The 13,366-nt window shown below is 77.0% G+C and carries 1 protein-coding gene (running past one end of the window); it reads right to left on the reverse strand.

The features are described from left to right. On the reverse strand, positions 1-13,366 hold the 3' portion of the coding sequence (locus tag DDJ31_RS05225; protein ID WP_171480772.1) for a type I polyketide synthase. Its footprint extends 15,194 nt past the window's final position; the window shows 13,366 of its 28,560 coding nt (coding positions 15,195-28,560); the start codon falls outside the window, past its right edge; the stop codon is at positions 1-3.

Consider the following 13,366-nt stretch of genomic DNA (forward strand, 5'->3'; position numbering starts at 1 on the left):
TCAGTCCCGCTCATGGTCAGGGTTGCCGTTGAGTGCCGCCTGCACCAGGTCGTCGATCGCCATGGCGTCGATCGACGCGTCGGTCGCGCCGTCGGCGGCGGTGGTGTCCTGGTCGGTGCCGGCGCCCGCCGGGGTCTGCCCGGCGAGTTCCAGCAGCTGGTCCAGGAGTCCGCTCTCGCGCAGCCGCTCCATCGGGACGCCCGCGAGGGCGGCGCGCACGGCCCGTTCCTCGTCGCCGACCGCACCGGGGGTGCGGGCGTCGTCGGGGAGGAGCTGTCCGAGGATGTGGCCGGCGAGGGCGGCGGGGGTGGGGTGGTCGAAGACGAGGGTCGCGGACAGGGTGAGTCCGGTGGCGGCGCCGAGCTGGTTGCGCAGTTCGACGGCGCCGAGTGAGTCGAAGCCGAGGTCGCGGAAGGCCTTGTCGGGGCCGACCTGGTCGGTGCCCGAGTGGCCGAGGACGTCGGCGGCGCGCTCCCGCACCAGGGTGAGGACGCTCGTGGCGCGGCGGCCCTCGGGGAGCCGGGCCAGCCGGTCGCGCAGTCCGGGGCCCGAGCCCTGGGTGTCGCTCGCGGTGGCGGTGGCCGCGGTGAGGGCGGCGTGGGCGGGCATCTCGGCCAGCAGGCTGCTGGGCCTGACGCTGGTGAAGGCGCGGACGAACCGGTCGGGGTCGACGTCGGCGACGACGGCGACCGGGTCGGCGGCGGTGACGACCTGGCGCAGGGCGAGCACCGCGAGGTCAGGGTCGAGCGGCCGGATGCCGGTGCGGCGGGCGAGCGCGGCGGCGCGGACGCCGTCGGCCATGCCCTCACCGCCCCAGGCGCCGTAGGCGACGGAGGTCGCCGGGAGGTCTTCGGCGCGGCGCCGTTCGGCGAGGGCGTCGAGGACCGCGTTGGCGGCGGCGTAGGTGGCCTGGCCGGGGTTGCCGACCGCGGCGGACGCCGACGAGAAGAGGGCGAACACCTCCAGGTCGTGGCCGCGGGTCAGTTCGTCGAGGAGCAGCGCCGAGGCGACCTTGGCGCGGAACACGGTGGCGAACCGGTCGGGGGTGAGGCCGTCCACGACGCCGTCGTCGAGGACGCCGGCGGTGTGGATCACGGCGGTGAGGGGCGCGTGGTCGGGCATCGAGGCGAGGACGGCGGCGAGCGCGTCGCGGTCCGCGGTGTCGCACGCGGTGATGACCGGCTCGGCGCCCAACGCCCTGAGGTCGGCGGCGAGTTCGGCGGCGCCCGGGGCGTCGGGTCCGGTGCGGCTGAGGAGCAGCAGGCGGCGGGCGCCCGCTCCGGCGAGCCTGCGGGCGGTGCGGGCGCCGAGGGCGCCGGTGCCGCCGGTGATCAGGACGGTGCCGGTGGGCTGCCAGTCGTGCGGGGTGCCGGGGCGGACGGCGGCGAGGCGGCGGCCGAAGACCGCGCCGGGCCGTACCGCGAGCTGGTCCTCGCCCTCGGGGTCGGCGAGGACGGCGGCGAGGCGCTCCGCGGTCCGCTCGTCGAGGGCGCGGGGCAGGTCGATGGTGCCGCCCCAGCGCTGCGGGTACTCCAGTGCGGCGACCCGGCCGAGTCCGTGGACGGCGGCCTGGAGGGGGGCGGTGACGGTGTCGGCGGGTGAGACGGCGGCGGCGGCGCGGGTGAGGCACCACAGGGGTGCGTCGGTGCGGGCGTCGCCGAGGGCCTGGATCAGGGTGGCGGTCAGGGCGGCGCCGAGCGGCACTCCGTCGGTGAGCCCGTCGGCGGGCCGTTCCGCGCCGGGTTCCGGGTCCTGGCCCGCGAGGGCGAGCAGGGACACCACGCCGGTGAACGGGCCCGCGGTGTCGAGGCGTTCGCGGAGGGCGGCGGCGAGTTCCGCGCGGCCCTGTCCTGCGACCTCGAGGGTCTGGACGCCGGTGCCGAGGGTGCGCAGCACGGTGGCGGTCCACGGGTGGTCGGCGTGGTCGGCGGGCAGCACGGCGAGCCAGGTGCCCGCGGGGGTGCCGGTGGTGGCCCGGTTCAGGGGCCGCCAGGCGATGCGCTGGCGCCAGCCGTCCACGGTGGACTGGTCGCCGTGCTTGCGGCGCCAGTCGCGCAGTGCGGGCAGCACCCGCAGCAACGCGTCGCCGTCGACGCCGAGTTCACCGGCGAGGGAGTCGAACTTCTCGTCCTGGACGGCGGCCCAGAAGGCGGCGTCGCCGGCGTCGGGGACGGCCGGTGCGGCCGACGCGGCGGGCGCCTCGTCGGGCCAGAAGCGCTGCCTGCGGAAGGCGTAGGTGGGCAGGTCGACGCGGGTCGCGCCGGTGCCGTCGAGGAGGGCGGGCCAGTCGACGGGCTGGCCGGCCGCGTGCAGCCGGGCGACCGCGGTGATCAGGGAGCGTTCCTCGTCGCGTCCGGTGCGCAGCGCCGGGACGACCGCGGGGGCGGGCCGGTTCTCGTCGGCGAGGGTGTCGAGGGTGTCCTGCGCGAGGCCGCACAGGACGCCGTCGGGGCCGAGTTCGAGGTAGCGGGTGGCGCCGCGGGCGGCGAGGGTGCGGACGCCGTCGCCGAAGCGAACCGCTCGGCGGACGTGCTCGACCCAGTACCCGGGGTCGCACACCTGGTCGTCGGTGGCCGGTTCCCCGGTGAGGTTCGACACCAGGGGCAGCTTCGGCGAGGCGTACGACACGCTCCGGGTGACCCGTTCGAAGTCCTTGAGCATGGCGTCCATGTGCAGTGAGTGAAACGCATGGCTCACCCGCAAACGCCTAGTCTTCCTGCCGAGTGCGGCGAACTCGTCGGCGAGCGCGGTCACCGCGTCCTCGTCGCCCGAGACGACGACGGCCTCCGGGCCGTTGACGGCGGCGAGGGAGACGCCGTCGGTGAGGCGCGGGACGACCTCGTCCTCGGCGGCGCGGACGGCGAGCATGGCGCCGCCCGCCGGGAGCGCCTGCATGAGGCGGGCGCGGGCGGCGACGATCCGGCAGGCGTCCTCCAGGGTGAACACCCCGGCGACGTGCGCGGCGGCGATCTCGCCGACGGAGTGTCCGGCGAGCAGGTCGGGCCGTACGCCCCAGGACTCGACGAGCCGGTGCAGGGCCACACCGAGCGCGAACAGGGCGGGCTGGGTCCAGCCGGTGGCGTCGAGGAGGTCGGCCTCGGGGGTGCCCTCGGGCGCGAACATCACGTCGCGCAGCGGGCGTTCGAGGGTGCGGTCGAAGTGGGCGAGGACCTCGTCGAGGGCGGCGGCGAAGACCGGGAAGCGGGCGTAGAGGGCGCGGCCCGCGCCGGCCCGCTGGGAGCCCTGTCCGGGGAAGAGGAACGCGGTGCGGCCGCCCGGGGTGGTCCTGCCGTGCAGCACGGTGGCGGCGGCGCGGCCCTCGGCGAGCGCGGTGAGCGCGTCGAGGAGTTCGTCGCGGCCCTGGACGGCGAGCACCGCGCGGTGTTCGAACGCGGAGCGGGTGGTGCCGAGGGAGAGCGCGAGGTCGGCGACGGTCGGCCGGTCCCCGGGTGCGGCGGCGATCCGGTCGCGGAGCCGGGCGGCCTGCTCGGTGAGGGCGTCGGCGGTGGCGGCGGAGAGCGGCACGGGCAGCGGCCGTGCTCCGTCATCGATGGCGCCGGTGGCGCCGTCGGGGGCGTCAGGCGTCGAGGGGGCCGTCCCGGTGGTGGCGGGGGCCTGTTCGAGGATGACGTGGGCGTTGGTGCCGCTGGCGCCGAAGGAGGAGACGGCGGCCCTGCGGGGCCTGCCGGTGTCGGGCCAGTCGGCGGTCTCGGTCAGCAGCCGCACCGCGTCCGGGTCCCAGGCGACGTGCCGGGAGGGCCGGTCGGCGTGCAGGGTGCGGGGCAGGGTGCCGTGCCGCATGGCGAGGACCATCTTGATGATCCCGGCGACACCGGAAGCGGCCTGCGTGTGGCCGATGTTGGACTTCACGGAGCCCAGCAGCAGCGGCTGTCGCGGCTCGCGGTCCTTGCCGTAGGTGGCGAGCAGGGCCTGCGCCTCGATGGGGTCGCCGAGGGTGGTGCCGGTGCCGTGCGCCTCGACGGCGTCGATCTCGCGGGCGGTGAGCCCGGCGTTGGCGAGCGCCTTGCGGATGACGCGCTGCTGGGAGGGGCCGTTGGGGGCGGTGAGGCCGTTGGAGGCGCCGTCCTGGTTGATGGCGGAGCCGCGCAGCACCGCGAGGACCTCGTGGCCGCGGCTGCGGGCGTCGGAGAGGCGCTCCACGACGAGCATGCCCACGCCCTCGGCCCAGGCGGTGCCGTCGGCGTCGTCGGAGAAGGGCTTGCAGCGGCCGTCGGGGGAGAGCGCGCCCATCTCGCCGAACTCGACGAAGCCGACCGGCGTCGACATCACGGTGACGCCGCCCGCGAGGGCGAGGGTGCACTCGCCCGAGCGGATGGCCTGGGCGGCGAGGTGCAGGGCGGTCAGGGAGGAGGAGCAGGCGGTGTCGACGCTGACCGAGGGGCCTTCGAGGCCGAGGGTGTAGGAGAGCCGGCCGGAGAGGAGGCTCGCGGACTGGGCGGTCTCGACGTGGCCCGACTGGCCGATGGCGGGGCGGTAGTCGCCGCTGCCGCCGCCGACGAAGACGCCGGTGTCGCCGCCGCGCAGCCCGGCCGGGTCGATGCCGGCCCGTTCGAGGGCCTCCCAGGCGGCCTGGAGGACGATCCGCTGCTGCGGGTCGATGACCAGGGCCTCGCGGGGTGAGATCCCGAAGAAGGCGGGGTCGAAGTCGGCGACGTCGTAGAGGAAGCCGCCCTCGCGGGTGACGCTGCGGCCGCGTCCGTCGCGGTCGCCGTGCAGGAGCCGTTCGAGGTCCCAGCCGCGGTCGGTGGGGAAGCCGCCGATGGCGTCGGTGCCGGCGCCGAGCAGCTCCCACAGGTCCTCGGGCGAGCGGACGTCGCCCGGGTAGCGGCAGCTCATGCCGACGATGACGATCGGGTCGTCCGCGGCGGCGCCGCCGCGGACCGGCGCGGCGGCCGACTCGGCGTCCGCGCCGAGGAGTTCGGCCAGCAGGTGGGCGGCCAGGACGGCGGGCGTCGGGTAGTCGAAGACCAGGGTCGCGGGCAGGGTGAGCCCGGTGCTCGCGGCGAGGCGGTTGCGCAGGTCGACGGCGGTGAGCGAGTCGAACCCGAGGTCCTTGAAGGCGAGTTCGGCCGGTACCGCGCCGGCGTCGGCGTGGCCGAGGACCGAGGCGACGTCGGCGAGGACCAGGTCGAGCAGCGCGCGGACCCGGTCGGCGGGGTCCGAGGGGCGCAGCCGGTCGCGCAGTCGGGCCGCGGCGGTGGTGTCGCCGCCTTCGCCGCCCGCGGTGCGCAGGGCGTCGCGGGCCTCGGGGAGCGCGGTGAACAGCGGGCCGGGGCGGGTCAGGGTGAAGGCGGGCGCGAACCGGTCCCAGGCGACGTCCGCGACGGTCACGGAGGCGTCGGCGGCCGGGTCCTGGGCGGCCTCGCCGGTCACCGCGGCGAGCGCGGCCAGGGCGCGGTCGGGTGCCATGGCGGGCAGGCCGTTGGCGCGCAGGTGGGCGGCGAGCCCGTCGGGTCCCGCACCCTGCCAGGCGCCCCAGGAGACGGAGACGGCGTTGGTGCCGCGGGCCCTGTGCTCCTGGACGAGCGCGTCGAGGCAGGCACAGGCGGCGGCTCCCGCGCCCTGTCCGCTGACGCCCCAGACGGCGGAGATCGACCCGAAGACGACGAACGCGTCCAGCACCGCGTCCCCGACGGCGACCGTCAACGCGGCGTAGGCGGAACGTGCTTGAGCCGCGCGGGAGAGCAGGTCGGACGGGTCGGAGGCATCGGCACCACCCGCGTCGTTCGCGTCCGAGGTGTCGCCCGTGTGGACGACGGCGGTGAGCGGGCGGTCGGCGGGCAGCGCGGCCAGCGCGTCGGTGAGCGGGGCCGGGTCGGCCGGGTCGTCGTGCCGGACGACGGTGAGGGCGGCGCCCGCGGTCTCGACGTCGGCGCGGAGCGCGTCCAGCGCGTCGCCCGGGGCGTCGGGTCCGGCGAGCAGCACCTCGGTGGCGCCCCGCGCGGCCAGCCAGCGGGCGACCTGCCCGCCGAAGCCCTCGGGGCCGCCGGTGACCAGGACGGCCCCGGTGGGCCGCCAGTCCGCGCCCGGCTGCCGGGCGGCGGCCCGGGTCAGCCTGCGGCCGTGGACCCCGGAGGCGCGCAGCGCGACCTGGTCCTCGGCGGGGGCGTCGGTCGCCGCCTGGTTCAGGACGGCGCGCAGCCGCTCGGCGGTGCGGGCGTCGGCGACCTGGTCGACGTCGACAAGTCCGCCCCAACGCGTGGGCTCCTCAAGGGCGATGACCCGGCCGAGCCCCCAGACGGCGGCCTGCTCGGGGTCGGCGGCGCGGTCGGCGCGGCCCACGGTGACGGCGCCCCGGGTGACGCACCACAGCGGGGCGTCGATCCCGGCGTCCGCCAGGAGCCGCAGCAGGGTGTCGGGTCCTGCGGCGCGCAGCGAGAGGACACCGGCGTAGGCGGTGCCGTCGGCCGTCGCGGCGCGCAGGGCGGCGACGGCCCTGTCGGTGCCGTCGGGCAGGGCGAGGCGGATCGCGTCGGTGCCGAGCGCGGAGGCGAGTGCCTCGGTCCACGGGTCGCCGTCGAGCGCGCCCCGGGTGAGGACCAGCCACGGTCCGGTCGCGGTGGTCGCGGCGGTGAGGGTGACGGGCTGCCAGGTCACGCGGTAGCGCCAGCCGTCGAGCAGGGTGCGCTCGGACCGGCCGCGCCGCCAGGTCGACAGGGCGGGCAGCACGCTGGACAGGAGCGCGTCGTCGAGGTCGAGGGTGGTGGCGAGGGACTCCAGGTCCTCGCGCTCGACGGCGGCCCAGAACGCGGCGTCCACCGGGTCCTGGCCGGTGTCGGTCGCGGAGGCGGGTTCGGGCCAGTACAGCTCGCGTTGGAAGGCGTAGGTGGGCAGTTCGGTGCGGCGGGCGCCGGTGCCGGTGAACCAGGCGGCCCAGTCGACCGGGACGCCCGCGGTGTGCAGTCGGGCCAGCGCGGTGAGCAGGGCGGTCTCCTCGCCCCTGTCCTTGCGCAGGACGGGGACGCTCACGGCGCCGTCGTCGAGGACCCGGGCGGCCATGCCGGTCAGCACGCCGTGCGGGCCGACTTCGAGGAAGGCGTCGGCGCCGACGTCGGCGAGGGCACGGACGCCGTCGGCGAACCGGACGGTGCCGCGCACGTGCTCCACCCAGTAGGCGGGGGTGGTGAGTTGGCCGGGGGCGGCGAGGGCGCCGGTGACGTTGGAGACCACCGGGATGCGCGGCTCGGCGTACGTCAGCCCCTCCGCGACCTCGCGGAACGCGTCGAGCATCGGCTCCATCAACGCCGAGTGGAACGCGTGACTGACCGCGAGCCGCTGCGTCTTGCGGCCCTCGGCGGCCAACTCCGCCGTCAGGGCGAGGACTTCGGCCTCCTCCCCCGCGATGACGACCGAGTCGGGCCCGTTGACCGCGGCCAGCGCGATCCCGTCGGTGAGGCGTCCGGCGATCTCCGCCTCGGTCGCCTGCACGGCCACCATGGCCCCACCGGACGGCAGTTCCTGCATCAGCCGGGCACGGGCCGCGACGAGCGCGCACGCGTCGTCGAGGGAGAACACCCCGGCGACATGCGCGGCGGCGATCTCACCGATCGAGTGGCCCGCGACGAACTCCGGTGCCACACCCCACGATTCGACCAGCCGGTAGAGGGCGACCTCGACGGCGAACAGCGCGGGCTGGGTGTACCCGGTGGAGTGGAGCCGCTCGTCGTCGTCGGCGAACAGCACCTCCCGCAGCTCCGGGACGTCCAGACGGGCCAGGACGGCGTCCAGGGCCTCCGCGAACACCGGGAAACGGCCGTACAGTTCGCGGCCCATCCCGGCCCGCTGCGCGCCCTGGCCTGAGAAGAGGACGGCCAGGCGGCGGTCGGTGGCACGGTCGCGGACGGTCTCCACGGGCTCGCCCTCGGGCGTCACCAGCAAGGCCGCGCGGTGGGCGAAGGCGCTGCGGCCGGTGGCCAGGCTGTAGGCGGTGTCCAGGGCCGGGACCTGCGGGCGGGCCGCGGTGAAGGCGTCCAGGCGGCCGGCCTGGGCGGTGAGCGCCTGCTCGGAGCGGGCGGAGAGCAGCCACGGCAGGACCGCGGGGGCGGGCCCGGTCGCCTCGGGCGCCGCCGGCTCCGTCGCGGGGGCGGGCTGTTCGAGGATGACGTGGGCGTTGGTGCCGCTCACGCCGAACGCGGAGACACCGGCCCGGCGCGGGCGGCCGGTCTCCGGCCAGGCCCGCTGTTCCCGCAGCAGTTCCACGGTGCCCGCGGACCAGTCGACGTGCGAGGTGGGGGCGTCCACGTGCAGGGTGCGCGGGAGGTGGTCGCGGCCCAGGGCGAGGACGGTCTTGATGACACCGGCGGCACCCGCGGCGGCCTGGGTGTGGCCCAGGTTGGACTTGACGGTGCCGAGCAGCAGCGGCCGGTCCTCGGGGCGGCCTTGGCCGTAGGCGGCGATCAGGGCGTGCGCCTCGATGGGGTCGCCGAGGGTGGTGCCGGTGCCGTGCGCCTCGACGGCGTCGACGTCGGCGGGGGTGAGGCGGGCGTCGGCGAGCGCCTGGCGGATGACGCGCTGCTGGGCGCGGCCGTTGGGTGCGGTGAGGCCGTTGGAGGCGCCGTCCTGGTTGACGGCGGAGCCGCTGAGGACCGCGAGGACCGGGTGACCGTTGCGGCGGGCGTCGGAGAGGCGCTCCAGGACGAGGACGCCGGCGCCCTCGGACCAGGCGGTGCCGTCGGCGCTGTCCGCGAACGCCTTGCAGCGGCCGTCGCCCGCGAGTCCGCCCTGTGCGGTGAACTCGACGAACGCGTCGGGGCTCGCCATGACGGAGACGCCGCCCGCGAGGACGAGGGAGCACTCGCCCGAGCGGAGCGCGCCCGCGCCCATGTGCAGGGCGACCAGGGCGGAGGAGCAGGCGGTGTCGACGGTGACGGCGGGGCCTTCGAGGCCCAGGGTGTAGGAGAGGCGGCCGGACATGACGCTCGCGGTGGTGCCGGTGGCGGCGTGGCCCCGGACGTCGGTGGTGCCGCGGCGGAGCATGGTCGCGTAGTCCTGGCCGTTGGTGCCGACGAAGACACCGGTCGCGGAGCCGCGCAGCCGCTGCGGGTCGATGCCGGAGCGCTCCAGGGCCTCCCAGGTGGTCTCCAGGAGGAGGCGCTGCTGCGGGTCCATGGCGAGGGCCTCGCGCGGGGAGATCCCGAAGAACGCGGCGTCGAAGCGTCCTGCGCCGTCGAGGAAGCCGCCCTCCAGGGTGGCGGAGCCGCCGCGGGCGAGGGCGTCCAGGTCCCAGCCGCGGTCGGTGGGGAACCCGGAGACGGCGTCGCGGCCCTCGTCGAGCAGGCGCCACAGGTCGTCGGGGGATTCGACGCCGCCGGGGAAGCGGCAGCCCATGCCGACCACGACGACCGGGTCGTCGTCGGTGGCGCGGCCGGTGCCGTCGGTGGCGCCCGCGGCGGGTTCGGGCAGGGTGCCGAGGATCTCGGTGAGGAGGTGGGCGGCGAGGTCGCGGGCGGTCGGGAAGTCGTAGACGAGGGTGGCGGGCAGCCTGAGGCCGGTGGTGGCGCTCAGGGTGTTGCGGAGTTCGACGGTGGTCAGGGAGTCGAAGCCGAGGTCGGTGAAGGCGCGGTCGGGTTCGACGGCGTCGGGGTCGGGGTGGCCGAGCACGGCGGCGACCTGGGCGCGCAGGAAGTCGAGCACGTACCGCTCGCGGGCCGGCCCGGTGAGCGCGGCGACCTGGCGGCGCAGCACCGGCTCGGTGTCGCCCGGGGTGGTCGCGGCGGCCGCGGTGGCGCGCAGTTCGGGGAGGTCGGCGACGAGGGCGCGGTGGGGGGCGAAGACGGTGGCGTAGCGCTGCCAGTCGATGTCGGCGACGACGAGGGCGGTGTCGCCGTGTCCGACGGCGGTGTCGAGGGCGGCGAGCGCGTCGTCGGGGCTCATCGGGGTGTAGCCGCCGCGCCTGACCCGGTCCTCGACGCCGGTGTGGTCGCCCGCCATGCCGGTGCCCGACCAGGGGCCCCAGGCGACGGAGGTGGCGGGCAGGCCGTGGTCGCGGCGGTGCTCGGCGAGGGCGTCGAGGTAGGCGTTGGCCGCGGCGTAGTTGGCCTGGCCCGCGGCGCCGAGGGCGCCCGCGGTGGAGGAGAACAGCACGAAGTCGGTGAGGCCGAGGTCGCGGGTGAGGTCGTGGAGGTGGGCGGCGGAGCGGGCCTTGGCGTCCAGGACGGTGGCGAACCGCTCGGGGGTGAGGGCGTCGAGGAGCCCGTCGTCGAGGACGCCGGCCGCGTGCACGACGGCGGTCAGCGGGTGCGTGTCGGGGACGGTGGCCAGCAGGGCGGCGAGGGCGTCCCGGTCGGCGGTGTCGCAGGCGGCGACGGTGACCTCGGCGCCCGACTCCCGCAGTTCGGCGGCGAGTTCGGCGGCGCCGGGCGCGTCGGGTCCGCGGCGGCTCACGAGCAGCAGGTGCGGGGTGCCGCGGCCGGCGAGGCGGCGGGCGACGTGCGCGCCGAGGGCGCCGGTGCCGCCGGTGATCAAGGCGGTGCCCTCGGGGGCGAACGGGCGGGCGGGCTGCTGGGGGGCCGGGTGGTGGGCGAGGCGGCGGGCGTAGGTGGCGGAGGCGCGGACGGCGAGCTGGGTCTCGTCGCCGGGGGCGGCAAGGAGGTGGGCGAGGCGGCGCACGGTCCGGTCGTCGATCTGCTCGGGCAGGTCGGCCAGGGCGATGCGGCGTCCGGGCTGTTCGAGGGCGGCGGCGCGGCCGAGGCCCCAGAGGGCGGCCTGTCCCGGGTGGGTGAGGCGGTCGGCGCGGCCGGTGCTGACGGCCTGCCGGGTGACGATCCAGACCGGGGCGCTGATCCCGGCGTCGTCGAGCGCGGTCAGGGCGGTGGCGGTGGGGGCGAGGGCCGCGGTGCCGGCCGGGTCGTCGTCGTGGTCGGTGCCGGTGAGGGCGAGCAGGGCGAGGACGCTGGTGAACCCGCCGTCGGGGCGCGGGAGTTCGCGCAGGGCGGCGGCGAGCGCGGCCCGGTCGGTGGTGTCGGCGGTGACGTCGGTGGTGGTGAGGCCGAGGGTGTCGAGGAGCGCGGTGGCGCCGGGGGCGGGGGTGGTGGGGCGCAGCACCAGCCAGGTGCCGTCGGGGCGGGCGGTGGGGGCGCCGTCGAGCGGCTTCCACAGGACGCGGTGGCGGCGGCTGTCGGCGGTGGCGCGCTCGGTGCGGCGGCGCCGCCAGGAGGAGAGGGCCGGGACGAGGGCGGCGACGGTGGTGTCGTCGAGGCCGAGGTCGGCGCCGAGGGCGGGCAGGTCGGCGCGTTCGACGGCGGCCCAGAACGCGGCGTCGGTGCCGGTCTCGGCGGGGCCCGTCGCGGTGGGCGGGGTGGCGGTGGTGTCGGGCCAGTAGCGGCTGCGCTGGAAGGCGTAGGTGGGCAGGTCGACGCGGCGGGTGCCGGTGCCGCGCAGGGTGGCCGACCAGTCGACGGGGGTGCCGTGGACGTGCAGGCGGGCGACGGCGGCGGCGAGCGAGGGCACCTCGGCGCGGTCGCGGCGCAGCGCGGGGACGGCGGTGACGGTGGCCGCTCCCCCGGTGTTGTCGGGGTCATCGGGGTTGGCGAGGTCGTCGAGGACCGTGCGGGCCGCGGCCGACAGGGTGCCGTCGGGGCCGAGTTCGAGGTAGGAGGTGACGCCCTGGCGGTGCAGGGTGCGGACCGCGTCGGCGAATCGGACGGTGGCGCGGACCTGGTCGACCCAGTAGGCGGGCGAGGTGAGGTCGGCGGCGGTGGCGAGGTCGCCCGTGACGGTGGAGACGACGGCCAGCAGGGGCGCCTGGTAGGTGAGTTCGCGGGCGACGCGGGCGAAGTCGTCGAGCATGGCGTCCATGCGCGGCGAGTGGAAGGCGTGGCTGACCCGCAGCGCGCGGGTGCGGCGGCCGTCCTCGGCGAGGAGCGCGGCGACCAGGGCGACCGGTTCGGCGTCGCCCGCGACGACGACGGCGCGGGGCCCGTTGACGGCGGCCAGGGAGACCTGGTCCTCCAGTCCTTCGAGGAGCGGCAGCACCTCGTCCTCGGTGGCCTCGACGGCGATCATGGCGCCGCCCGCCGGGAGGGCGGCCATGAGCCGGCCGCGGGCGGCGACCAGGGTGCAGGCGTCGGCGAGGGAGAACACGCCGGCCACGTGGGCGGCGGCGATCTCGCCGATGGAGTGGCCCGCGACGCTGTCCGGGCGCACGCCCCAGGACTCGACGAGCCGGTACAGGGCGACTTCGAGGGCGAACAGGGCGGGCTGGGTGTAGGCGGTGTCGTGCAGCAGGCCGGCCTCGGGGGTGCCGTCCTCGGCGAACAGGACGTCGCGCAGCGGGCGGTCGAGTTCCTGGTCGAAGTGGGTGAGGACGGCGTCCAGGGCGTCGGCGAACTCCGGGTGGCGTGCGTAGAGTTCGCGCCCCATGGCGGCGCGCTGGCTGCCCTGCCCGGTGAAGAGGAAGGCGAGCCTGCCGCGGGCGGGGGCGCCGGTGAGGAGGGTGGTGTCGGGGCGGTCGTCGCGCAGCGCGGTCAGGGCGCGCAGCAGTCCCGCGCGGTCCTCGGGCAGGACGGCGGCCCGGTGTTCGAGGGCGGCGCGAGAGCCGGCCAGGGAGGCGGCCAGGTCGGTCAGGGGCAGCGCGGGGTGGTCGGTGAGGTGGGTGAGGAGGCGGCCCGCCTGGTCGCGGAGGGCGGTGGCGGTGCGGGCCGACAGCACCACGGGGACGCCGTCGGGCAGGGTGTCGGGGTCGGCGGCGGCGACGGTGGCGGGCTCGGGCTCCGGCTCGGCCTGTTCGACGATGGTGTGGACGTTGGTGCCGGAGAGGCCGAAGGAGGAGATGCCGGCCCGGTGCGGGCGGCCGGTCTCGGGCCACGGCACGGTGTCGGTGGCGAGGGTGATGGCGCCCGCGGTCCAGTCGACGTGGCTGGAGGGCGTGTCGATGTGCAGGGTGCGCGGGACGGTGCCGTGCCGCATCGCCATGACCATCTTCATGACGCCCGCGATGCCGGAGGCCATCTGGGTGTGGCCGATGTTCGACTTCACGGAGCCGAGCAGCAGCGGGCGTTCGGCGGGCCGGTCCTGGCCGTAGGTGGCGAGCAGGGCCTGCGCCTCGATGGGGTCGCCGAGGGCGGTGCCGGTGCCGTGGCCCTCGACGACGTCGACGTCGGCGGCGGTGAGCCCGGCGTTGGCGAGTGCCTGCCGGATGACGCGGGCCTGGGAGGGGCCGTTGGGCGCGGTGAGGCCGTTGGAGGCGCCGTCCTGGTTGACGGCGGAGCCGCGGATCACGGCGAGGACGGGGTGGCCGTTGCGGCGCGCGTCGGAGAGGCGTTCGACGAGGACGAGGCCGACGCCCTCGGCGAGGCTCATGCCGTCGGCGCCCTCCGCGTACGCCTTGCAGCGGCCGTCGGGGGCC

It is taken from the genome of Streptomyces griseoviridis (assembly GCF_005222485.1).
GTDB lineage: Bacteria > Actinomycetota > Actinomycetes > Streptomycetales > Streptomycetaceae > Streptomyces > Streptomyces hintoniae.